This is a genomic window from Streptomyces sp. NPDC057253, assembly GCF_042669125.1.
Lineage (GTDB): Bacteria > Actinomycetota > Actinomycetes > Streptomycetales > Streptomycetaceae > Streptomyces.
In genome coordinates this window covers 1-20,949 of sequence record NZ_JBHUXV010000019.1, presented here as the reverse complement: position 1 = coordinate 20,949, position 20,949 = coordinate 1, and the positions used below count along the sequence as shown (strand labels likewise).

Annotated in this window: 21 protein-coding genes; 14 read left to right on the top strand and 7 right to left on the bottom strand. The window is 71.4% G+C overall.

Features of this window, described 5'->3' with window-relative positions; all coding sequences use genetic code 11:
• The first annotated feature begins 42 nt into the window (after positions 1 to 42).
• Positions 43 to 1,014, top strand: coding sequence for a TerC/Alx family metal homeostasis membrane protein (locus tag ACFULQ_RS13145; protein ID WP_383542256.1), 972 nt, complete (start codon positions 43 to 45; stop codon positions 1,012 to 1,014).
• A gap of 84 nt (positions 1,015 to 1,098) precedes the next feature.
• Complete coding sequence (locus ACFULQ_RS13140; protein ID WP_383542254.1) at positions 1,099 to 1,980, top strand: LLM class F420-dependent oxidoreductase; 882 nt, start codon at positions 1,099 to 1,101, stop codon at positions 1,978 to 1,980.
• On the opposite strand, the gene ACFULQ_RS13135 is transcribed toward ACFULQ_RS13140, so the two are convergent.
• Entirely contained in the window at positions 1,977 to 2,183 is a 207-nt protein-coding gene (locus tag ACFULQ_RS13135) for a hypothetical protein (RefSeq protein WP_383542251.1), read from the bottom strand. The genes ACFULQ_RS13140 and ACFULQ_RS13135 overlap by 4 nt on opposite strands.
• 117 nt (positions 2,184 to 2,300) lie before the next feature.
• Here ACFULQ_RS13135 and ACFULQ_RS13130 point away from each other — a divergent pair, with 117 nt between their 5' ends.
• Complete coding sequence (locus ACFULQ_RS13130; protein WP_383542249.1) at positions 2,301 to 3,206, top strand: LysR family transcriptional regulator; 906 nt, start codon at positions 2,301 to 2,303, stop codon at positions 3,204 to 3,206.
• Positions 3,207 to 3,329: 123 nt separating this feature from the next.
• Here ACFULQ_RS13130 and ACFULQ_RS13125 read toward each other — a convergent pair whose 3' ends face one another.
• On the bottom strand, positions 3,330 to 3,893 hold the full coding sequence (locus ACFULQ_RS13125) for an NAD(P)H-dependent oxidoreductase (RefSeq protein ID WP_383542247.1): 564 nt from the start codon (positions 3,891 to 3,893) through the stop codon (positions 3,330 to 3,332).
• 99 nt (positions 3,894 to 3,992) lie between these two features.
• Between ACFULQ_RS13125 and ACFULQ_RS13120 the strand changes: the two genes are divergently transcribed.
• From ACFULQ_RS13120 to ACFULQ_RS13105, 4 genes are read left to right on the top strand one after another with little or no spacing between them, the layout of a single operon-like run.
• The gene (locus tag ACFULQ_RS13120) at positions 3,993 to 4,673 is read left to right on the top strand and encodes a TetR/AcrR family transcriptional regulator (RefSeq protein WP_383542244.1); all 681 of its coding nucleotides are present in this window, start codon (positions 3,993 to 3,995) and stop codon (positions 4,671 to 4,673) included.
• A gap of 48 nt (positions 4,674 to 4,721) precedes the next feature.
• The gene (locus tag ACFULQ_RS13115) at positions 4,722 to 5,762 is read left to right on the top strand and encodes a LacI family DNA-binding transcriptional regulator (RefSeq protein WP_383542242.1); all 1,041 of its coding nucleotides are present in this window, start codon (positions 4,722 to 4,724) and stop codon (positions 5,760 to 5,762) included.
• A 20-nt stretch (positions 5,763 to 5,782) separates the two neighbouring features.
• Positions 5,783 to 6,961 carry a 4-hydroxybenzoate 3-monooxygenase gene (locus ACFULQ_RS13110; protein ID WP_383542239.1) on the top strand — a complete coding sequence of 393 codons (1,179 nt, stop codon included), beginning with the start codon at positions 5,783 to 5,785 and terminating at the stop codon, positions 6,959 to 6,961.
• 30 nt (positions 6,962 to 6,991) lie between these two features.
• Positions 6,992 to 8,428: a benzaldehyde dehydrogenase gene (locus ACFULQ_RS13105; RefSeq protein ID WP_383542237.1), complete on the top strand. Its 1,437-nt coding sequence runs from the start codon at positions 6,992 to 6,994 to the stop codon at positions 8,426 to 8,428.
• Positions 8,429 to 8,437: 9 nt separating this feature from the next.
• Here the strand turns inward: ACFULQ_RS13105 and trxA are convergent, their stop codons facing one another.
• Complete coding sequence (gene trxA / locus ACFULQ_RS13100; RefSeq protein ID WP_383542235.1) at positions 8,438 to 8,824, bottom strand: thioredoxin; 387 nt, start codon at positions 8,822 to 8,824, stop codon at positions 8,438 to 8,440.
• A 144-nt stretch (positions 8,825 to 8,968) separates the two neighbouring features.
• Here trxA and ACFULQ_RS13095 point away from each other — a divergent pair, with 144 nt between their 5' ends.
• On the top strand, positions 8,969 to 10,399 hold the full coding sequence (locus ACFULQ_RS13095) for a dihydrolipoyl dehydrogenase family protein (protein WP_383542232.1): 1,431 nt from the start codon (positions 8,969 to 8,971) through the stop codon (positions 10,397 to 10,399).
• Here the strand turns inward: ACFULQ_RS13095 and ACFULQ_RS13090 are convergent.
• Positions 10,396 to 11,043: a peptide deformylase gene (locus ACFULQ_RS13090; protein ID WP_383542229.1), complete on the bottom strand. Its 648-nt coding sequence runs from the start codon at positions 11,041 to 11,043 to the stop codon at positions 10,396 to 10,398. The two genes, ACFULQ_RS13095 and ACFULQ_RS13090, sit on opposite strands and share 4 nt — an antisense overlap.
• A gap of 120 nt (positions 11,044 to 11,163) precedes the next feature.
• Between ACFULQ_RS13090 and ACFULQ_RS13085 the strand changes: the two genes are divergently transcribed.
• Complete coding sequence (locus ACFULQ_RS13085; RefSeq protein ID WP_383542226.1) at positions 11,164 to 12,558, top strand: PepSY-associated TM helix domain-containing protein; 1,395 nt, start codon at positions 11,164 to 11,166, stop codon at positions 12,556 to 12,558.
• A 7-nt stretch (positions 12,559 to 12,565) separates the two neighbouring features.
• Here the strand turns inward: ACFULQ_RS13085 and ACFULQ_RS13080 are convergent, their stop codons facing one another.
• Together ACFULQ_RS13080 and ACFULQ_RS13075 are read right to left on the bottom strand one after the other, a co-directional pair.
• Complete coding sequence (locus tag ACFULQ_RS13080) at positions 12,566 to 13,012, bottom strand: MarR family transcriptional regulator (RefSeq protein WP_383542223.1); 447 nt, start codon at positions 13,010 to 13,012, stop codon at positions 12,566 to 12,568.
• The gene (locus ACFULQ_RS13075; RefSeq protein ID WP_383542221.1) at positions 13,009 to 13,512 is read right to left on the bottom strand and encodes a MarR family winged helix-turn-helix transcriptional regulator; all 504 of its coding nucleotides are present in this window, start codon (positions 13,510 to 13,512) and stop codon (positions 13,009 to 13,011) included. The genes ACFULQ_RS13080 and ACFULQ_RS13075 overlap by 4 nt, the downstream gene beginning before the upstream one ends.
• A 136-nt stretch (positions 13,513 to 13,648) precedes the next feature.
• Here ACFULQ_RS13075 and ACFULQ_RS13070 point away from each other — a divergent pair, with 136 nt between their 5' ends.
• The 3 genes from ACFULQ_RS13070 (at position 13,649) to ACFULQ_RS13060 (ending at position 18,234) form a co-directional block, all read left to right on the top strand.
• A complete protein-coding gene (locus ACFULQ_RS13070) occupies positions 13,649 to 14,614 on the top strand; it encodes a pirin family protein (protein ID WP_383542218.1) in 966 nt (321 codons plus the stop codon).
• 160 nt (positions 14,615 to 14,774) lie between these two features.
• Positions 14,775 to 15,215 carry an Lrp/AsnC family transcriptional regulator gene (locus tag ACFULQ_RS13065; protein ID WP_383542215.1) on the top strand — a complete coding sequence of 147 codons (441 nt, stop codon included), beginning with the start codon at positions 14,775 to 14,777 and terminating at the stop codon, positions 15,213 to 15,215.
• A 49-nt stretch (positions 15,216 to 15,264) separates the two neighbouring features.
• Complete coding sequence (locus tag ACFULQ_RS13060; protein WP_383542212.1) at positions 15,265 to 18,234, top strand: aminotransferase; 2,970 nt, start codon at positions 15,265 to 15,267, stop codon at positions 18,232 to 18,234.
• An 18-nt stretch (positions 18,235 to 18,252) separates the two neighbouring features.
• On the opposite strand, the gene ACFULQ_RS13055 is transcribed toward ACFULQ_RS13060, so the two are convergent.
• On the bottom strand, positions 18,253 to 19,206 hold the full coding sequence (locus ACFULQ_RS13055; protein ID WP_383542209.1) for an NAD(P)-dependent oxidoreductase: 954 nt from the start codon (positions 19,204 to 19,206) through the stop codon (positions 18,253 to 18,255).
• A gap of 106 nt (positions 19,207 to 19,312) precedes the next feature.
• On the opposite strand from ACFULQ_RS13055, the gene ACFULQ_RS13050 reads away from it, so the two are divergent.
• Both ACFULQ_RS13050 and ACFULQ_RS13045 read left to right on the top strand, forming a co-directional pair.
• A complete protein-coding gene (locus ACFULQ_RS13050) occupies positions 19,313 to 19,918 on the top strand; it encodes a TetR/AcrR family transcriptional regulator (protein ID WP_383542207.1) in 606 nt (201 codons plus the stop codon).
• 154 nt (positions 19,919 to 20,072) lie between these two features.
• A complete protein-coding gene (locus tag ACFULQ_RS13045; protein WP_383542204.1) occupies positions 20,073 to 20,906 on the top strand; it encodes a PIG-L family deacetylase in 834 nt (277 codons plus the stop codon).
• The last annotated feature ends 43 nt before the right edge of the window (positions 20,907 to 20,949 follow it).

The following is a 20,949-nucleotide window of genomic DNA, read 5'->3' as shown; positions in this document are numbered from 1 at the left end:
GGTGACCACGCTGTCGATGCCCCCCACGCACCAGGAGAACCAGTGAACGTCTCTCTCAGCGTCTGGCTGTTGACCGTGCTCGCCCTGTGCGTCCTGGTCGGCGCCGACTTCTTCATCGGCCGCAAACCCCACGACGTGTCGGTGAGGGAGGCCGGTGTCTGGACCGTCGTCTGGGTCGTCCTGGCCTGTCTCTTCGGACTGGGCCTGCTTCTCTTCGGCGGCGGCAAGCCCACGGGCGAGTTCTTCGCCGGGTACATCACCGAGAAGTCCCTCAGCGTGGACAACCTCTTCGTGTTCGTCCTGATCATGGGGAAGTTCGCGGTGCCCTCGCAGTACCAGCAGCGGGTGCTGATGGTCGGCGTGATCATGGCGCTGGTGCTGCGCGCCGGGTTCATCGCGGCCGGCGCGGCGATCATCTCCGCGTTCTCCTGGGTGTTCTACCTCTTCGGTGCCTTCCTGATCTGGACCGCCTGGAAGCTCGTGCAGGACGCCCGCAAGGGCGGACACGAGGAGGAGTACGAGGAGAACAAGCTGCTGAAGACGGTGGAGAGGCGTTTCGGCGTGGCCGACCGCTACCACGGCACCAAGCTGTGGATCGTGGAGAACGGCAAGCGGGTCATGACCCCGATGCTGGTCGTGATGCTCGCGATCGGCTCCACCGACGTGCTCTTCGCGCTCGACTCCATCCCCGCGATCTACGGCCTCACCCAGGACCCGTACATCGTCTTCACCGCCAACGCCTTCGCCCTGATGGGCCTGCGCCAGCTGTACTTCCTCATCGGCGGCCTGCTGAAGAAGCTGGTCCACCTCAGCTACGGCCTCTCGATCATCCTCGGCTTCATCGGCGTCAAACTCGTCCTGCACGCCCTGCACGAGTCCGGCGTCCACGTCCCCGAGATCAGCATCCCCTTCTCCCTCGGCTTCATCGTCCTCGTCCTCACCGTCACCACCCTCACGAGCCTGCGCGCCGCCAGGCGCCAGGAGGAGGCGGCGGAGGTGGAACGAGCGGCGTGACGGGGCGTCGCCCGCCCTTGACTTGGAGAGCGCTCCACGTCGTAGCGTCGCCGTCATCGGCGAAGTCCCACGAACGGAGACGACATGCGCGTGGGTGTGCACATCAACCGGTTCGACCATCCCGCGGGCGGCCCCGCTCTCGGCGCCGAACTCGCCGCGGCGGGCCGTGCGGCCGAGGCGGCCGGGGTGAGCCGGCTGTCGGTGATGGACCACTACTTCCAGATGGAGTTCAACGGCGGCGCCGAGGACCCCATGCTGGAGGCCTACACGACGCTCGGCTTCCTCGCGGCCCACACCGAGACGGTCCAGCTCGGCGCGCTGGTCACGGGAGTGACGTACCGCCACCCCGGCCTGCTCGCCAAGATCGTGACCACGCTCGACGTGCTCTCCGGCGGACGCGCCACCCTCGGCATCGGAGCCGCCTGGTACGACCGTGAGCACGAAGGGCTCGGCGTGCCGTTCCCGCCGGTCGCGGAGCGCTTCGAGCGGTTGGAGGAGACCCTGCGGATCTGCCTCCGGATGTGGGACCCGGCGGCGAACGGCCCCTTCGAGGGCACCCACTACCGGCTCGCCGAGACGCTGTGCGTGCCGGCCCCGGTCAGCACCCCGCACCCGGAGATCATGATCGGCGGCAGCGGCGAGAAAAAGACCCTCCGCCTCGTCGCCCGCTACGGCGACGCCTGCAACCTCTTCACCTCCTCGCCCGAGGAGGTCGCCCACAAGCTCGACGTGCTGCGCGGCCACTGCGACACCGAGGGACGCGACTACGACGAGATCCGCAAGACCGTCCTCTACACGGGAGAGTCGGCAACCGAGGGCGACCTCGACGGGTTCACCCAGGACATCGCGCGCTACACCAAGCTCGGCATCGACACGGTCATCCTCGGCCCGCGCACCGGTGCCCCCGCCGAGTGGATCGAACGCTTCGCGTCACCCGCCGTGCAGAGGCTCGCGGAACTGGACTAACCGGTCGTGGCGGCGGCGGGGCGGCTGCGCGAGACGATACGCGTGCCGGCGCCGTCGACCACCCGGACCTGCAACGAACCGCAGCCGCACCGGGTCCACATCGTGCCGCCGCCGGCCGTGCCGTGCCGGGACACCACCTGGAAGGGCTCGGCGTCGTCCGGCCATCCGCAGTGCGGGCAGACGGCGCGGGTCGTGCTGTTCATGGTGACTCCTTCGCGTTCACTGGCTGGGTACGGCCGTCGCGACACAGCCAGCATGTGGCGGAGTCTTCGTTCACGTCCAGGTTGACTTCCCGGACGTCACCTTGAAGCGTGGGCTTCATGATTGACCTGCGCCGGCTCCATGTCCTGAGGGCGGTCGCCCACTACGGCACGGTCACCGCGGCCGCCCGAGCCCTGCACTTCACCCCGTCCGCCGCCTCCCAGCAGATCCGCCAGCTCGCCCGCGACCTGGGCGTCGACCTGCTCGAACCTCAGGGCCGCGGGGTCCGTCTCACCCCGGCCGCCGAGAGCCTGCTCGCGCACGCCGACGCGATCCAGGCCCGCTGGGAGCAGGCCGAACTGGAGCTGCGCGCCGACCGGGACGAGCCCGCGGGGCCCCTGCGGGTGGGCGGCCTGGCCGGTGCCGTCTCGGCGCTGCTCGCCCCGATGGCGGTCCGGCTGCGCGAGCGGCACGGCCGACTCACCGTCAGCATCCAGGAGTTGGGCCTGCCGGAGAGCTTCGACCTGCTCTTCGAGGGGGCGATCGACTTGGCCGTCGTGGAGGCGACCCCGTACAACCCGCCCATGAGCGACACCCGCTACGACCAACAGCCCCTGCTGGACGACCCGTTCGACCTGGTCGTCCCCGCGGACCATCCGCTGGCCCGGCGTGAGCGCGTGGATCTCGCGGACGCGGCTCACGAGGACTGGATCGCCCCCGCGGTGGACAGTGCCTGCCGCACCCACGTCATGTCGGCCTGCGGTGCGGCCGGCTTCACCCCGAGCGTGGTCCACCAGGCCGTGGAGTGGAACGTCACGGCTCACTTGGTCGCCCACCGCCTGGGCGTGGCGCTGATCCCCCGCCTGGCCCACCTGACCCCCGGCCTGCGGATCGTGAGGATCCGCTGCGCGGGCAACCCCCACCGGAAAATCCTGACCTGCACCCGCACCGGAGCCCACGAGCGCCCGGCGATCGCGGCGGCGCTCAGGGAACTCGGAGATCTGGCTCCGACGACGGTGACGTGACGAGCCCCGTAGGGGCGCGGGGAACTGCGCGATCAACCCCCACCGGCCCGCAGGCGACACACAAAGGGGCCGGAGTGCAAAGAACTCCGACCCCTCGAGAGAAACGGTTCAAGCACCCCAGGTTCAGGCGGCCGCGACCTCACCCGTGTTGCTGTGCAGCTGCGCCACGACCTCGGTCAGCTGCGCGGCGACCTCCGCGTCGTCCGCCGGGTGCGTCTCGGCGAACCGGACCACGGAACCCGGGATGGACAGCTTGACGTCCTCGAGCACCTTGCCGCCGGCGATGCCCACGGCCTTGCGGGTCTCGTCCTGCGCCCACACGCCGCCGAACTGGCCGAACGCGGTGCCGACCACGGCGACCGGCTTGCCGCCGAAGGCGCCCGCGCCGTACGGGCGCGACAGCCAGTCGATGGCGTTCTTCAGGACGGCCGGGATGGTGCCGTTGTACTCGGGGGAGAAGAACAGGAACGCGTCGGAGGCCTGCGCGGCCTCGCGCAGCTTGGCGGCGGCGGCCGGGACGTTGCCCTCGACGTCGATGTCCTCGTTGTAGAAGGGGATCTCGGCCAGGCCCTCGAAGAGCACGACCTCAGCGCCCTCGGGAGCGTGCTTGACGGCCGCCTCGGCGAGCTGGCGGTTGTGCGAACCGGCGCGAAGGGATCCGACGAGCGCAAGGATGCGAACAGACATGCGTAACTCCAGGGGGGTGAAACACTCCGTTAATGTTCCGGACCGGGGTCCGTTTAGTTTCTAGCATCCCAAACGGACCGAGGTCCAGTTTTCTTCCCGATGCTTTACGCTGGCTTCATGTCCGCGACCCTGCCGCCGTTCCCGAAGCCTCAGGAGCCCTTCGACAAGCCCCAGCTTCTGGAGGTCGGTTCCGCCCCCGACGAGCCCTGCCTGCGTGCCGACGCGGCCCGCAACCGCGCCCGGTTGCTGGAGGCCGCGACCCGGCTGATCGCGGAGCACGGGGTGGCCGGAGTCACCATGGAGGCGGTGGCTACCGCGGCCGGGGTGGGCAAGGGCACCGTCTTCCGCCGCTTCGGCGACCGCACCGGACTGCTCATGGCGCTCCTGGACCACTCCGCGCACACCCTCCAGGCGGACTTCATGGGCGGCCCGCCCCCGCTGGGCCCCGGAGCCCCTCCGGTGGACCGGCTGCGGGCGCTCGGCGTGGCCGTGCTGTACCGCTCCGCCGAACAGCTCGACCTGCTGCTGGCCGCGCAGGCGGAACCGACCCGCCGCCTCTCCCACCCGTCGGCCCGGGCCCTGCAGATGCACACCACGATGTTGCTGCGGCAGATCCTCCCGGACGCCGACTGCGAACTGCTGGCCCAGACACTGATGGCCTACCTCGACCCGGCCCTCATCCACCACCTGACCCGGCAGTGCGGCATGCCGCTGGAGCGCCTGGAGAAGGGCTGGAACGACCTCGTCGCCCGCCTGACCGGCACCGATCCGCTGCGCTGAGCGGAAGCGGCAACCCCACATGTGGGCGTCGTCACAGCTTCTGCAAAGATGACGATCGTCATGGTGCAGATACAGAACACGTCCGCGTCCTCTTTACCGCGGTCCGTGCCCACGAGTGCCGATGTGGCCCGCCTCGCCGGCGTCTCGCGTGCGACCGTCTCCTACGTCCTCAACAACACCAGCGCCGTCCGGATCAGCGAGCCCACCCGCCGCCGCGTCCACGCCGCCGCGAAGGAACTCGGGTACGTCCCGCACGCGGCCGCCCGCAGCCTGCGCGCCGGCCACAGCCGCATGGTCCTGATGCCCGCCCCGTCCATCCCGGTCGGCCCGCTCTACAGCCAGTTCATCAACGAACTCCAGTGGGCCCTCGGCCGCCTCGACTACACGGTCGTCCAGTACGGCAGTGTCGGCCTCCAGGGCGAGGAGGCGGCCCGCGCCTGGGCCGAGCTGCGTCCGGTCGCCGTCCTGGTGCCCGGCACCGGACTCGGCCCGCAGGGCGTCTCCCTGCTCCGCCGCTCGGGCGCCCGGGCCGTGGTCACGCTCGCCCCCGAGGCGGTCGAGGGCGCCCACGCCCTGCTCATGGACCACGAGCGCGTCGGCCACTGCGCCGGCACCCACCTGTACGAACGCGGCCGGCGCCGCATCGGCGTGGTGGTGCCCGAGGAGAGCGGCCTGGAGGGCTTCTCGCTGCCCCGTCTGGCGGGGGTGCGACGCGCCCTGCTCGGCACGGACGCCACGCTCACCGAGCTGCCCCTCGCCTTCGAGGAGCAGTCCGCGATCAAGCTCGCCGCCCGCTGGCGGGACCTCGGTCTCGACTCCGTGTTCGCATACAACGACGAATACGCGATGCTGTTGATGCGAGCCCTTCAGGACGAGGGGCTGCGCATTCCGGAGGACACGGCGGTGATCGGGGCCGACGACCTGCTCCTCGGCCGGCTGCTGCGGCCCCGGCTCAGCACGGTCCACATCGAGCTGCCGTCCGGCCGTGACCTGGCCGAACTGGTCGACCGCGCGGTGCGTGAGCCGGGCGCCGCGACCGAGACGCACACGGTGCTGGGAGCGACGGTGGTACACCGCGACTCCAGCTGACTGACGCAGGGAGGCCTGCCATGCGCACCACGGTCGGGATCATCGGCGGCGGCCCCGCCGGACTGCTCCTCGCGCGCATGCTGCACCGCGCCGGCGTCGACTGCGTGGTCCTGGAGAGCAGGACACGGGAGTACGTCGAACACCGCCAGCGCGCCGGAATGCTGGAGCAGGGCACGGTCGACGCCCTGCGCGCGTGCGGCGCCGCCGACCGGCTGGAGGCGCAGGGGCTGGTCCACCAGGGCATCGAGCTGCGGTTCGCGGGGGAGCGGCACCACATCGACTTCCCCGCGCTCACCGGCGGCCGTACGGTCACCATCTACGCCCAGACCGAGATCGTGAAGGACCTCGTCGCGCTCCAACTGGCCGAGGGGCCCCCGCTGCTGTTCGAGGCGGAGGCCCTCGCGGTCGAGAAGCCGGACAGCGACGCCCCCGTGGTGCGGTTCCGGCACGAGGGCCGCGAACAGACGCTGACCTGCGACTGGATCGCCGGCTGCGATGGCTTCCACGGCATCTCCCGCGAGGCCTTCCCGGCCTCGGCGAGCCGGACGTACGAGCACGACTACCCGTACTCCTGGCTCGGCATCCTGGCCGATGTGCCGCCCTCCTGCGAGGAGTTGATCTACGCCCGCGGCGAGGGCGGCTTCGCGCTGCACAGCATGCGCTCCCCGGCCGTCTCCCGCCTCTACCTCCAGGTCCCCAACGGCACCGACGCCGCCGACTGGTCCGACGAGCGCATCTGGGACGAGCTCGCCGCCCGCTTCGCCATCGACGCCGACTGGACCCTCGCCAGGGGTCCGATCACCGCCAAGTCCGTGACCCCGATGCGCAGTTACGTCCACGAGCCGATGCGCCACGGCCGTCTGCTGCTCGCCGGGGACGCCGCGCACATCGTGCCGCCGACCGGGGCCAAGGGGCTCAACCTCGCCGTGTCGGACGTGTCCGTCCTCGCCCGGGCCCTGACCGAGGTGCACCGCACAGGATCGACACAACTGATCGACGGATATTCGGAGATGTGTCTTTCTCGTGTGTGGCAGGCCACGCGCTTCTCGTATGACATGACTAGGATGTTGCACGCTCAACCAAACGGGGATGCGTTCGAAAGCCGGATGCAGCTCGCACGGCTGCGCCGTATCACCGCATCCCGCCATGCGGCCGCCGAACTGGCCGCGAACTACACGGGACTACCGCTTTCCGGGTGAGTCCCACCGGTGATCGAACGGAGAGCCGTCATGTCGTTGCTCGACCCCAAGAGCTGGCAGCCCCACCCCCTGTCGGGACCTGAGTACGCGGTCACCGAACCCGCCACCGGCGAGACCCTGGCCACCGTCACCCTCGCCACCGGCGAGGACGTGGAGCGCTCCGCCGAGGCCGCCCGAGCCGCACAGACCGAGTGGGCCCGCCTCCCGCACTTCGTCCGGGCCGGGGTCCTGCGCAAGGCCGGCGACCTGTTCGCCGCGCACGCCGACGAGCTGCGCGGCTGGCTCGTCCGCGAGTCCGGGTCCATTCCCGGCAAGGCCGACTTCGAACTGCACGTCGCCGCCCAGGAGTGCTACGAGGCCGCCGCCCTCGCGTCCCGCCCCGCCGGCCAGGTCCTGCCCAGCGAGGCGCCGCGGCTGTCGTACACCCGCCGGGTGCCGGTCGGTGTCGTGGGCGTGATCTCGCCCTTCAACGCCCCGCTGATCCTCTCGATCCGCTCCGTGGCCCCGGCTCTCGCCCTCGGCAACGCGGTGATCCTCAAGCCGGACCCGCGCACCGCGGTCTGCGGCGGTCTCTCGCTCGCCGCCGTCTTCGCCGAGGCCGGACTGCCCGAGGGACTGTTCCATGTGCTGCCCGGCGGCCCGGACGTCGGCCAGGCCCTGGTCGCCGACCCGCGGGTCCCCGTCATCTCCTTCACCGGGTCCACCGCGGCCGGCCGTGCCGTGGGCGAGGCGGCCGGACGCCACCTCAAGCGCGCCCACCTGGAGCTCGGCGGCAACTCCGCCCTGATCGTCCTGGAGGACGCCGACATCGAGGCCGTGATCTCCACGGCCGCCTGGGGGTCCTTCTTCCACCAGGGCCAGATCTGCATGACGACGGGCCGCCACCTGGTCCACGAGTCGCTGTACGCGGAGTACGTCGAGCGGCTGGCCGCCAAGGCCGACTCGCTCGCCGTGGGCGACCCGAACAAGGAGCAGGTCCACCTCGGCCCGATCATCGACGACAACCAGCTCGCCAAGGTGCGCGGCCTGGTCGACGCCAGCACCGCCCAGGGCGCCAAGCTGGCCGCCGGCGGCACCCACGAGAAGCTCTTCTACCGGCCGACGGTCCTCGCGGGCCTCGACGACAGCACCCCCGCCTACGCGGAGGAGGTCTTCGGACCCGTCGCGCCCGTCCGGTCCTTCAGCAGCGTCGACGAGGCCGCCGCGCTGGCCGCCGCGGGGCCCTACGGCCTCTCGCTCGGCATCGTCACCGGGGACGCGGCCCGCGGTCTCGACCTGGCGGAGCGGATCCCGACCGGGATCGTGCACATCAACGACCAGACCGTGAACGACGAGGCGGTCGCGCCCTTCGGCGGGATCGCCGCGTCCGGCACCGGCGCCCGCTTCGGCGGCGAGGCCAATGTGGAGGCCTTCACCGACGTGCGCTGGACGACGGTACGCGCGGACGTGGCGACCTACCCCTTCTGATCAGGGGCGTTACTGGTCGTTCTGCTGGGCCTGGGCCTGCTGCTCGGCCACGGCCTTCCTGACCTCGTCCATGTCCAGCTTGCGGGCCTGCCCGATGACGTCCGTCAGGGCGGATTCGGGCAGCGCGCCCGGCTGGGCGAACACCGCGACCTGGTCGCGGACGATCATCAGCGTCGGGATGGACTGGATGCCGAAGGCCGCGGCCAGCTCCGGCTGCGCCTCGGTGTCCACCTTGCCGAACACCAGGTCGGGGTTGTCCTCGGCGGCCTTCTCGTAGACCGGCGCGAACTGACGGCAAGGACCGCACCAGGCCGCCCAGAAATCGATCAGGACGAACTCGTTGTCCGTGACCATCTGGTCGAAGTTCTCCTTGGTGAGCTCCACGGTGCTGCTCATGACGTGATCCCTCTTCCTGGTCTCGGAGCGAAGCCGTCGGCACAACACGGCTTGTCGGCCGGGTATTCCACAGCCGTCACCTCTCGGTATCCGGCGCGCGTACCCCTGGTGGCCCGAGCGCACACCACCCACCAGACTGGGCCCATGACGGAAACGGAAAACATCGCGTACGACGTAGTGGTGCTCGGTGCCGGGCCCGTGGGGGAGAACGTGGCCGACCGCACCCGCGCGGCCGGCCTCTCCACCGCGGTCGTGGAGAGCGAACTGGTCGGCGGAGAGTGTTCGTACTGGGCCTGTATGCCCAGCAAGGCCCTGCTGCGGCCGGTGATCGCCCAGGCGGACGCGCGCCGCCTGCCCGGCCTGAGCGCCTCGGTGCAGGGCCCCCTCGACACGGCCGCGGTCCTCGCCCGCCGGGACTATTTCACCTCGAACTGGAAGGACGACGGCCAGGTCGGCTGGCTGGACAGCATCGGCGCCGACCTGCACCGCGGTCACGGCCGTCTCAGCGGAGAGCGCACGGTCACGGTCACCGCGCCCGACGGCACCCGGAAGGTGCTGACCGCCCGGCACGCCGTGGCCGTCTGCACCGGCACCACGGCCGTGCTGCCCGGCCTGCCGGGCCTCGACGAGGTCAGGCCCTGGACCAGCCGCGAGGCCACCAGCGCCAAGGCGGCCCCCGGCCGGCTCGTCGTGGTCGGCGGGGGAGTGGTCGCCACCGAGATGGCCACGGCCTGGCAGGCCCTCGGCTCCCGGGTGACCCTGCTCGTGCGCGGCAAGAGCCTGCTCAACCGCATGGAGCCGTTCGCCGGCGAGCTCGTCGCCGAGGCGCTCACCGAGGCGGGCGTCGACGTCCGCACCGGCACCTCGGTCGAGGCGGTGACCCGCGAGAACGGCACGGTCGTGGTCGTCACCGGCACCGGGGACCGCATCGAGGCCGACGAGATCCTCTTCGCCACCGGCCGGGCCCCGCACACCGACGACATCGGCCTCGACACCATCGGCCGGAAACCCGGCAGCTGGCTGGAGGTCGACGACAGCCTCCGCGTCACCGGCACCGACTGGCTCTACGCGGTCGGCGACGTCAACCACCGCGCGCTCCTCACCCACCAGGGCAAGTACCAGGCGCGCATCGCGGGCGCCGCCATCGCCGCCCGCGCCTCCGGCACCTCGGTCCAGGCCGACCCCTGGGGCGCCCACTCCGCGACCGCCGACCACGACGCCGTGCCCCAGGTCGTCTTCACCGACCCGGAGGCGGCCTCCGTCGGCCTCACCCTCGCGGAGGCCGAACAGGCGGGCCACCGCGTCCGCGCCGTCGACTACGACCTCGCCTCGGTGTCGGGCGCGGGCCTGTACGCCGACGGCTACCGAGGCCGTGCCCGCATGGTCGTCGACCTGGAACGCGAGATCCTCCTCGGCGTCACCTTCGTCGGCCCCGGCGTCGGCGAACTGATCCACTCCGCCACGATCGCGGTCGCGGGCCAGGTCCCGATCAGCCGGCTGTGGCACGCGGTCCCGGCCTACCCGACGATCAGCGAGGTGTGGCTGCGCCTTCTGGAGGCCTACCGGGACAACTAGGAAGGCAGCTCGAAACCGAGGGACGCGGCCGCCCGCTCCGGCGTCGGCTGCGTCCAGCGCTCGGCCATCGCCTGGTTCGAGGACAGCGAGCGCAGCTCCGCGCGGTCCAGGTACAGCGTGCCGTCGAGGTGGTCCGTCTCGTGCTGGACGATCCGCGCGGGCCAGCCGCCGAACACCTCGTCCACCGGGCGGCCCCGCTCGTCCTCGCAGGTCAGCCGGACCGAGGCGGGCCGTGCCACCACGGCCTGCCAGCCCGGCACGCTCAGACAGCCCTCGAAGAACGCGGCCCGCTCGGGCCCGACCGCCTCGTACGACGGGTTGACCAGCACCCGGAACGGCTGCGGGACGCGTCCGCGCGCCAGCCGCACCTCCTCCGGGACCGGGGCGGGGTCCTCGATCACCGCGATCCGCAGGGGGACCCCGACCTGAGGGGCGGCGAGCCCGACGCCGGGCGCCGCGTGCATCGTGATGCGGAGGGCCTCGACGAAGCGGGAAAAGAGGGCGGCGTCCAGGTGGCCGTCGTAAGGCTGGATGTTCTGGCGCAGTACCGGATCGCCGGCCGCGACGATCGGGAGCGGGCCGTCCGTGGTGAGGAGTTCCTCGACCAGGTCGGCAAGGGGCTTGCGGGGGCTCGGAGTTGCCATCGCGTCAGGATGTCATGAGAAGAGCGCTGTGACGCAGGTCACCTGGAGGGCCGGGAACTCGGCGACCCCTCTCTCCGACTACTGGACCGCTACCGTCCCCAGCCCCCGGAGAAGCCGCCGATGTCCACCGCTCCCACGACGACCACGGACGAGGCCCCCGGCCCGGCCGCTCCGGCGCCGGCCCGCGGCAGCTGGGCCACGCTGCGCCCGCTCGTACTGCGTCTGCACTTCTACGCCGGCGTGTTCGTCGCCCCCTTCCTGCTGATCGCCGCCGTCACCGGCTTCCTGTACGCCGGAGCCTTCCAGGCCGAGAGGATCGTCTACCGCGACGAGATGACCGTCGCCGCCGTCGGCGACAGCAGGCTCCCGATCTCCCAGCAGGTGGACGCCGCCCGCAAGGCCCACCCCGAGGGCACCGTCTCGGCCGTACGGCCCTCTCCCGAGGCCGACGCGACGACCCGGGTGATGCTGTCGGGCGTCAAGGGCGTCGACCCGAACCACACGCTCGCCGTGTTCGTCGACCCCTACACCGGCACGGTCCGCGGCGCGCTGGAGCAGTACGGCTCCACCGGCGCGCTGCCGCTGCGCACCTGGATCGACGAGTTCCACCGCGACCTCCACCTCGGCGAGAACGGCCGCCTCTACAGCGAGTTCGCCGCCAGCTGGCTGTGGGTCATCGCGGGCGGCGGCATCGTGCTGTGGTTCACCCGCCGCCGCGCCCTGCGCAAGGTCCGCGGCACCAGCGGGCGGCGCCGCACCCTCGGGCTGCACGGCAGCGTCGGCGTGTGGGCCGCGGCCGGCTTCTTCTTCCTGTCCGCCACCGGACTGACCTGGTCGACCTACGCGGGCGCCAACATCGACGAACTGCGCACCTCGCTCAACCAGTCCACCCCCTCCGTCTCGTCCTCGGCGGCCGGCGACCACTCCGGCCACGGCGCCTCCGCCTCGGCGGGAGACGCCGAGCACGGCGCCGGTCTCGACAAGGTGCTGGCCGCCGCCCGCGCCGAAGGCCTCGGCGACCCCGTGGAGATCGTCCCGCCGGCCGACGCGTCGTCCACCTATGTCGTACGACAGGTGCAGCGCAGCTGGCCCGAGAAGCAGGACTCCGTCGCCGTCGACCCGACCACCGGCGAGGTCACCGACACCCTGCGGTTCGCCGACTACCCGCTGCTCGCCAAGCTCACCCGCTGGGGCATCGACCTGCACACCGGCGTCCTGTTCGGGCTGGTCAACCAGGTCGCCCTGATGATCCTCGCGCTGTCCCTCGTCCTGCTGATCGTGTGGGGCTACCGGATGTGGTGGCAGCGCGGCCGGGGCTCCGCCTTCGGACGGCCGATCCCGCGCGGCGCCTGGCAGCAGGTGCCGCCGCAGATCCTGGTGCCGGGTGTGGTGGCCGTCGCCGTCCTCGGCTACTTCGTGCCGCTGCTCGGCATCCCGCTGGCCGGGTTCATCGTGGCCGATGTGATTCTGGGCGAGATCGCTCACCGGAAGGGGAAGAAGACGGCGGCGGTCTGAGACCGGACTACGCGGTCAGTGCGGTGAGTTCCCCGTTGGCCCGCTCGGTGACGAGGCTCAGCACCCGCCCGGCGACCGCGAGGTCCTCCTCGGGGATGCCCTCGTAGACCCGGGCGGTGATGGGTGCGGTCTCGGCGGACGTCGTCTCGAACAGCTGCCGTCCGGCGTCCGTGATCCGCACCCGGGACGGCTGTTGGGGGGTCAGCGCGCCCGCGGCGATCAGTTCGTCGACGACGGCGTGTGCCTCCGCGGCGTCGATCTTGAGGGAGTCGACGACACCGTCCACGAGGTGCTGCCTCTCGACAGGCCTCTCGGCGACCGCGGCCAGCCGCAGGGTGACGGACTGCTGGAAGGTCACGCCGTGGCGGGCGAGGACGTTCTCCAGGACTGCGCGGGCCGCGTAGTGGGCCAGGGCGATGACTCGGGGGTTGAGGGTGGGAGAGGTGGTGGTCATGACTGCTCCTTCTTGGTCTCGTGCGTCGCGTTCCTGGTCTCGTGCGTCGGGTCGAGAGGTGTGTCGAGCAGGGTCGACAGCTCGCGCTTGAACTCCCGTGTGCGCGTGCTGTCCAGGCCGCCGAGAGGCGCCAGCAGTTGCTCCAGCAGCCCCTGGACGACCTCGATGGCCTGCCGGGTCCGCTCGCGGCCTTCCTCGGTGAGCGCCAGTTGCACCGCGCGCGGGTCGCGCGGGTCGCGGGTGCGCTCCAGGAGCCCCGCGCTCTCCAGGGAGCGCGCGAGCTTGGAGACGTAGAGCGGTTCGAGGCCGGTGTGGTCGGCGAGGCGTCGCTGGCTGGGCCGTTCGCCGGCGCGCTGCATGCCGTACAGCGAGGCCACCAGCGAGTACTGGGCGTGGGTCAGGCCGAGCGGGGCCACCGCGCGGTCGACGGCGACCCGCCACTTCATCGACAGTCGCCAGACGAGGAAACCGGGGCTCGCGCCTTCGGGAGTCGTGCTCATGCTCGATACAGTACATGGCTACTATGTCCATGGCTACTGTTTACGATGGTCCGCCCCCGCGCCCGGGTCGTCGGACCGCGGGACGGCCTGGGGGACGGCCTGACGGGAGACGCCGCACGGGGCTAGGTTGGGCGGTATGAGCAATCTTGATCGCGAGGCGGTTCCCGCCCTGTGCGGTGGCCGCGGCTTCGTGGTGGCGGAACCCGTGCGCGAACTCCTCAGCCCTCGCCGCGTCAAGCTCGGTGAGTCCAGCGAGGTGCGCCGACTGCTGCCCAACCTGGGCCGCCGGATGGTCGGCGCCTGGTGTTTCGTCGATCACTACGGTCCCGACGACATCGCCGACGAGCCCGGCATGCAGGTGCCCCCGCATCCGCACATGGGCCTCCAGACGGTGAGCTGGCTGCACCAGGGCGAGGTGCTGCACCGCGACTCCACCGGCAGCCTCCAGACGATCCGGCCCCGTGAGCTGGGCCTGATGACCTCAGGGCGCGCGATCAGCCACTCCGAGGAGAGCCCCAAGTCCCACGCCCGCTTCCTGCACGGCGCCCAGCTCTGGGTCGCCCTCCCGGACGGCCACCGCCACACCGACCCGCGCTTCGAGCACCACGCCGAGCTGCCGCAGATCACGGCGCCGGGGCTGACGGCCACGCTCATCCTGGGCGACCTCGACGGCGCCCGCTCACCCGGCACGGCGTACACCCCCATCGTCGGCGCCGACCTGACCCTGGCCGGCGGCGCGGACGTACGCCTGCCGCTGGAACCGGACTTCGAGTACGCCGTGCTGGCGATGTCCGGCGAGACCCACGTGGACGGGGTGCCGGTGCTGCCCGGCTCGATGCTCTACCTCGGCTGCGGTCGCACCGAACTCCCGCTGCGCGCCGAGTCGGACGCGGGCCTGATGCTCCTGGGCGGCGAGCCGTTCGAGGAGGAGCTCGTCATGTTCTGGAACTGGATCGGGCGGTCCCAGGCGGAGATCGAGCAGGCGCGTGCGGACTGGATGACGGGGTCCCGCTTCGGCGAGGTGAAGGGGTACGACGGCGCTCCGCTGCCGGCGCCGGAGCTGCCGCCGGTTGGGCTGAAGCCGCGAGGGAGGGTGCGCTGACCTGCGGTGATGGTTGAGTCCGGGTGACTGCTTCGATGGCTCCCGCCCACTCGATTCGCTCGATTCCATCGTCCCTACGCTTGAATCGAGCACATGCTTCCGGCATCGTGCTTGAAACAAGTGCAACGCCTGCCGTTCACGCAGGAGAGGGAGATGCTGCATGGACGACATCGACCGGGCGATCCTGCGGGAGCTACAGGTCGACGGCCGGATTCCTTACGCCGATCTGGGGCCGAAGGTGGGGTTGTCACCCTCGGCCGCGAGGCTCCGGTTGCAGCGGCTGATCGACGCCAAGGCGGTCCAGGTCGTCGGAGTGACCGACCCGATGACGCTGGGCCAGCAGGCGATGGCACTCCTGGGTCTGCGCATCGACGGGGACTCCCGCGCGGTCGCCGATGAACTGTCCCGGCACGACGAGGTCGTGTACACGGTCCTGACGGCCGGTGGCTTCGACCTGTTCGCGGAGGTGGTGTGCCCTCAGCCCCGGGATCTCCTGGACTTCGTCAACGACGTCGTGCGGCCCGTCGAGGGTGTCGTGTCCGTGGCCAACTTCCCCTACTTCGCGATTCACACGCATCGCTTCCTGTGGCACGTCGACTGAGACGTCCGAGCGTCCGAGCCCTGTTCGCCCGCACCAGCCGAGGAACCGCATGCAGCCCGACGAGTACCGCACGATCGACTTCTTCACCGAGGGCGCCCTTCCCGCGCCCCGCACGACAGCGGCCGAAGCCGAACTCATCGCTGCCGGACACCTCGGCATCACCGCTCGCGCGCAGGCGCTGGGCAGCCAGCAGGACGCCAACTTCCTGCTGCATGCCGAGGACGGCACGCCCGCGGCGGTTCTGAAGATCGCCAACCCCGCCTTCGGCACCGTGGAGATCGAAGCCCAGGACGCGGCAGCCGACCTGATCGCCTCGGCCTGCCCGGACCTGCGCATCGCCACGGTTCTGCGCCGTCCCGACGGCTCCCCGCGCAGCACCACGGTGGATACCGGGAGCGGTCCGGCCACCGCGCGTCTGCTGCGCTACCTGCCAGGCGGCACGCTCTCGGGGCCACGGCACCTGTCCCCCCGCACCGTGGCGGCCATGGGCACGATCGTCGGAAAGGTCAGCACCGCCCTGCGCGACTTCCGGCACCCGGGCCTCGATCGCGTGCTCCAGTGGGACCCGCAGCACGCCGATCGCGTCGTCGCCAAGCTGGCCGGGCACATCGACGAACCCGACCGGCGCACCGCCGTCCGGACCGCGACCGCCGAGGCCTGGGCACATGTCCAGACGCTCGCCGCCGCCCTGCCGTCGCAGGCCGTGCACCTGGACCTCACCGACGACAACCTGATCCGCCGTCCCGACAGCCGTCCGCCCCTGCCGGACGGGGTGATCGACTTCGGTGACGTGACCCTGAGCTGGGCGGTCGGTGAGCTCGCCGTGTCACTGTCCTCGATGCTCCATCACGACGGTATGGAGCCGCACCATGTGCTGCCGGCCGTCCGCGCCTTCCACGCCGTTCGCCCGCTCTCCTGCGAGGAGGCCGAGGCGGTGTGGCCGCTCGTGGTCCTGCGTGCCGCCGTCCTGGTGGCCAGCGGGCGCCACCAGGCAGCCGTCGACGAGGACAACGCCTACGCCAAGGCAGCGCTCGACCGCGAATGGCGCATCTTCGAACAGGCCACCTCGCTGCCCCTGCCGGTGATGAACCGCCTCATCAGGGACGCCACCGGCACGGCCGACGTGCCTGCCCGCGCCGCGCAGGTCGGTGCGCCGGTGCGCCCTCTTCTGCGGGATCTCGCCGCCACCGGCATCACTGTCCTCGACCTGTCCACCGACGCCGATTCCATGGACCACGGTGCCTGGACGGACACCGGCACCGAGGCCCGGCTGGTCGCCTCCGCGCTCGCGGACGGAGCGGCCGCCGTCGCCACCCGGTATGCCCGGGCGCGGCTCACCGGGACACCGGCGCTGTCGGCCATGTCCGCCCCCACCGTGCCCACCGGAATCGACCTCTGGCTCGGCCGGGACGCCGTGGTGCAGGCGCCCGCCGCGGGGAAGGTCCTCGCCGCGACGCCGGGCCACGTGGAACTCACCTACGACGCGCAGGTGTTGTCGCTGACCTTCCCCCGCGAGGTGGGGCCCGTGGTCACCACCGGTGCGACGGTGCAGGTGGGCGAGGACATCGCCCACCTCACCTCCGGTGCCGCGGTCCACGTGGCGCTGCGCGAGGCCGACGGCCCCGCCGCCCCGCGCCTGGTGCGTCCCGAGTACGCCGCCGGCTGGCTCGCGCTCACCGCCGATCCCGCTCCGCTCCTCGGCCTCCCGGCCGCATCCGGCCGTACGCACGGGGAGGACCTGCTCGACCGGCGTGCCGCCGCGTTCGCCACCGTGCAGGAGCACTACTACGCCGACCCACCCCGCATCGAACGTGGTTGGCGCCACCATCTGCTGTCCACCGACGGCCGGTCGTACCTCGACATCGTCAACAACGTCACCCCGTTGGGCCACGCCCACCCGCGCGTCGAGCAGGCGGTCTCCCGGCAGTTGCGGCGGCTCAACACCAACTCGCGCTTCCACTACGCCTCCGTGGTGGAGTTCACCGAGCGGCTCGCGGCGCTCCTCCCTGACCCCCTGGACACGGTGTTCCTCGTCAACTCCGGTTCGGAGGCGGTGGATCTGGGGCTCCGCCTGGCCATCGGGACCTCCGGCCGACAGGACGTGGTGGCGCTGCGCGAGGCGTACCACGGCTGGACCTACGCCTCCGACGCGGTCTCCACCTCGCTCCAGGACAACCCGAACGCCCTTGCCACCCGGCCGAGTTGGGTGCACACCGTGGACTCGCCCAACTCCTACCGCGGTCGCCATCGCGGGCCGGACGCCGTGCGCTACGCACCCGAGGCCGCCCAGGTGATCGACGAACTGGCCGCCGCCGGCCGCCCGGCGGGAGCGTTCATCGGCGAGACCTTCTACGGCAACGCCGGCGGAGTCGCCCTTCCCGACGGCTATCTCGCCCAGGTGTACGCGGCGGTACGGCGTCATGGCGGGCTGGCGGTCGCCGACGAGGTGCAGGTCGGATACGGCCGCCTGGGCCACTGGTTCTGGGGCTTCGAGCAGCAGCAGGTCGTGCCCGACATCGTCTGTGTCGCCAAGGCCATGGGCAACGGCCACCCCCTCGGCGCCGTCATCACGTCCAGGGCGGTCGCGGACCGGTACCGCGACCAGGGGTACTTCTTCTCCTCCACCGGCGGCAGCCCCGTCTCCAGCGTCGTAGGCCTCACCGTCCTGGACACCCTGCGCGACGAGGACCTCCAGGGCAACGCGGCGCGTGTCGGCGGCCATCTGAAGAGCCGGCTGGAGGCACTGGCCGACCGCCACGGCATCATCGGCGCCGTCCACGGCTCGGGCCTCTACCTCGGCCTCGAACTCGTCCGGGACCGCGTCGGCCTGGAACCCGCCACCGAGGAGACCGCCGAACTCTGCGACCGGATGCTGGACCTCGGCGTCATCGTCCAGCCCACCGGGGACCACCTCAACATCCTCAAGATCAAGCCGCCGCTGTGCATCGACACCACCGCGGCCGACTTCTTCGCCGACATGCTCGACCTGGCCCTCACTCAGCTCGGCCACTTCCGCTGACGCCGCACGCCGGGGACATCAGTCCGGCCACGCGGCCCGCGGTACGTGCGGTTCGGACCGGGTTGCGTCGGGCCGTCGGCCCTGTCGGTCCCCGTCGCCCACGGCGGTGCGGGTCTCCAGGGCGTGCAGTACGGCGACCATGTCCTCGTCGCCGTGGCCCTGCTCCACGGTCTCGGTGAACAGGGCGTGGCACACGTCGAGGAGCGGGGAGGCGACGCCGGTCTTGCGGGCGGCCTCGGCGATCAGGCGGTTGTTCTTCAGGACGTCCGCCGCCCCGGCCTGCACGGCGAAGTCGCGGGCCAGCAGCTTGGGTGCCTTCATCCGGGAGACAGCGCTGGCCATCGGACCCGCGTCCAGGACGTCCCGGAGCAGCCGTGCGTCCAGCCCCTGCCGTTCGGCGAAGTGGAACGCCTCGGTCAGACCGGTGACCAGGGTGATCAGGAACAGGTTCACCGAGAACTTGGTCAACAGGGCGTCCGGGACGGGCCCGCAGTTGAACGCCTCCCGGCACATGGGCGCGAGCAGCGGGCGTACGGCCGCCACCGCGTCCCCGTCGCCCGCCAGCATGGCCACCAGTTCGCCCTGCTCGGCCGGAACCCGGGAACCGGACACCGGTGCCTCGACATACCGCCCGCCCGCGGCCCGGATGTCGTCCTGGAGGCTGCCCGAGTACTCCGCCGAGGTCGTGCCCATGTGGACGACGGTGCGGCCGGCCACGAGTCCCGGGAAGTCCGGGGTGCCACGCCCCAGGACCGCGTCGACGGCGGTCTCGTCGGCCAGCATGAGGAACACCGTTCCGGCCCGCTCGAAGACCTCGGCGGCGCTCGCCGCGACCTCGGCACCTGCGGAGAGCAGGGGAGCGCACCTGGCAGGAGAGCGGTTCCAGACCACCAGCGGGGTCCCCGCGCGTGCGAGGTTGAGGGCCATGGGCTGCCCCATGACCCCCAGTCCGACGAAACCCACGTGCGCCATGACGCTCCACCGCCTCCATCGGACTATGACAGCGGTCATAGTAGCTGTGTCTATGACGGCGGTCATAGAGTGAGGCTTCAACGGATCGAGGAGCGGGAGGCCGGACATGGCGGTGTCCGAACGCGGTCCGCGCGAGCGGATGGTCTTCAGCGCGGCCCAGCTGCTCCGGCGCGGCGGGGTCTCGGCCGCCGGGATGCGGGACGTCGCCGCGCATGCCGGGGCGCCGCGCGGCTCGCTTCAGCACTACTTCCCCGGCGGCAAGGAACAGCTGGTCAACGAGGCCGTGGGCTGGGCCGGCCGGTATGCCTCGGGACGGGTCGCCCGTTTCCTGGCCGCCCTGCCGACACCGACGCCGGGTGGGCTCTTCGCCGAGATGGTGCGTCAGTGGACCGACGAGTACGAGACGTCCGGCTTCGCGGCCGGCTGCCCGGTCGCCGCCGCCACCGCGGACTGCGCCGAGAGCGTCGACTCCACCCGACAGGCCGTGGCCGGCGCCTTCGCCGAATGGCACGGCTCGGTGGCGGCCGCCTTGGTGGACATGGGCGTACCGGAGGAACGGGCGCCCGCGCTCGCCACGCTCATGCTCAGCGCCCTGGAGGGGGCGATCCTCCTCGTCCGCGCCGAGCGGGACGTCCGGGCTCTGACGACGGTGTCGCGAGAGCTTGCCCCGCTGCTGGACGCGGCGGTGACGGAGGTGACGCGCAACGGCTGACCTGACCGTCGGGCGGTGGAGCGGTGGAGCGGTGGAGCGGTCGGGCGGTCGGACGTCATGGCGGTTGCGCGGTCACGTCGGGAACAGGGGACTCGGTCGGCACGGTTGCAGCGGGCGAGACGTACGACGTATTTCCTGCAGGAGGACTGTTCTCATGACCGACCGGCCCTTGACGCTCATGGCCGTGCACGCCCACCCCGACGACGAGGCCACCGGGACCGGCGGGGTTCTCGCACGGTATGCGGCGGAAGGAGTCCGCACGGTCCTCGTGACCTGTACCGACGGCGCTTGCGGAGACGGACCGGGGGGCGTCAAGCCGGGCGAGCCCGGGCACGATCCGGCGGCGGTCGCGGCGCTGCGTCACCGTGAACTGGAGGACAGCTGCGAGGTCCTCAAGATCAGTGACCTGGAGATGCTGGACTACGCCGACTCCGGAATGATGGGCTGGCCGACCAACGACGCCCCCGGATCCTTCTGGCGGACCCCCGTGGAGGAAGGCGCCGCCCGACTCGCGGAACTCATGGAGCACTACCGTCCCGACGTGGTCGTCACCTATGACGAGAACGGCTTCTACGGGCACCCCGACCACATCCAGGCCCACCGCATCACGATGGCGGCGCTGGAGATGACCGACCTTTCCCCCAAGGTGTACTGGACGACGATGCCCCACTCGGCGATGCGGCGGTTCGGCGAGTTCCTGCGCGAGTCCGGTGAGGACGTGCCGGAGCCGGACCCCGCCGAGGCGGCCGCGCAGGCCGAGATCGGTCTCCCCGACGAAGAGATCACCACGTGGGTGGACACCACCGCGTACAGCGACCAGAAGTTCGACGCCCTGGCCGCGCACGCCAGCCAGGGCGAGAACATCTTCTTCCTCAAGATGGGCAGGGAGACGTTCGGCGAGTTGATGGGCACGGAGACCTTCGTACGGGTCCGGGACACCACCGGAGCGCCCCTGCCCGAGAACGATCTCTTCGCCGGACTGCGCTGAACAGCGAGGGGCGGGCCCGCGTGCCGGGCCCGCCCCGTCCCTC

Bases quoted from the DNA above. Each gene is read 5' to 3' on its own strand.
- ACFULQ_RS13110 (WP_383542239.1), top strand. From the start codon at position 5,783: ATGCGCACCACGGTCGGGATCATCGGCGGCGGCCCCGCCGGACTGCTC.
- ACFULQ_RS13050 (WP_383542207.1), top strand. From the start codon at position 19,313: ATGGCGGTGTCCGAACGCGGTCCGCGCGAGCGGATGGTCTTCAGCGCG.
- ACFULQ_RS13140 (WP_383542254.1), top strand. From the start codon at position 1,099: ATGCGCGTGGGTGTGCACATCAACCGGTTCGACCATCCCGCGGGCGGC.
- ACFULQ_RS13075 (WP_383542221.1), bottom strand. From the start codon at position 13,512: ATGAGCACGACTCCCGAAGGCGCGAGCCCCGGTTTCCTCGTCTGGCGA.
- trxA (WP_383542235.1), bottom strand. From the start codon at position 8,824: ATGAGCAGCACCGTGGAGCTCACCAAGGAGAACTTCGACCAGATGGTC.
- ACFULQ_RS13080 (WP_383542223.1), bottom strand. From the start codon at position 13,012: ATGACCACCACCTCTCCCACCCTCAACCCCCGAGTCATCGCCCTGGCC.
- ACFULQ_RS13125 (WP_383542247.1), bottom strand. From the start codon at position 3,893: ATGTCTGTTCGCATCCTTGCGCTCGTCGGATCCCTTCGCGCCGGTTCG.
- ACFULQ_RS13135 (WP_383542251.1), bottom strand. From the start codon at position 2,183: ATGAACAGCACGACCCGCGCCGTCTGCCCGCACTGCGGATGGCCGGAC.
- ACFULQ_RS13105 (WP_383542237.1), top strand. From the start codon at position 6,992: ATGTCGTTGCTCGACCCCAAGAGCTGGCAGCCCCACCCCCTGTCGGGA.
- ACFULQ_RS13045 (WP_383542204.1), top strand. From the start codon at position 20,073: ATGACCGACCGGCCCTTGACGCTCATGGCCGTGCACGCCCACCCCGAC.
- ACFULQ_RS13060 (WP_383542212.1), top strand. From the start codon at position 15,265: ATGCAGCCCGACGAGTACCGCACGATCGACTTCTTCACCGAGGGCGCC.
- ACFULQ_RS13115 (WP_383542242.1), top strand. From the start codon at position 4,722: ATGACGATCGTCATGGTGCAGATACAGAACACGTCCGCGTCCTCTTTA.
- ACFULQ_RS13130 (WP_383542249.1), top strand. From the start codon at position 2,301: ATGATTGACCTGCGCCGGCTCCATGTCCTGAGGGCGGTCGCCCACTAC.
- ACFULQ_RS13055 (WP_383542209.1), bottom strand. From the start codon at position 19,206: ATGGCGCACGTGGGTTTCGTCGGACTGGGGGTCATGGGGCAGCCCATG.
- ACFULQ_RS13065 (WP_383542215.1), top strand. From the start codon at position 14,775: ATGGACGACATCGACCGGGCGATCCTGCGGGAGCTACAGGTCGACGGC.
- ACFULQ_RS13090 (WP_383542229.1), bottom strand. From the start codon at position 11,043: ATGGCAACTCCGAGCCCCCGCAAGCCCCTTGCCGACCTGGTCGAGGAA.
- ACFULQ_RS13070 (WP_383542218.1), top strand. From the start codon at position 13,649: ATGAGCAATCTTGATCGCGAGGCGGTTCCCGCCCTGTGCGGTGGCCGC.
- ACFULQ_RS13095 (WP_383542232.1), top strand. From the start codon at position 8,969: ATGACGGAAACGGAAAACATCGCGTACGACGTAGTGGTGCTCGGTGCC.
- ACFULQ_RS13120 (WP_383542244.1), top strand. From the start codon at position 3,993: ATGCTTTACGCTGGCTTCATGTCCGCGACCCTGCCGCCGTTCCCGAAG.
- ACFULQ_RS13085 (WP_383542226.1), top strand. From the start codon at position 11,164: ATGTCCACCGCTCCCACGACGACCACGGACGAGGCCCCCGGCCCGGCC.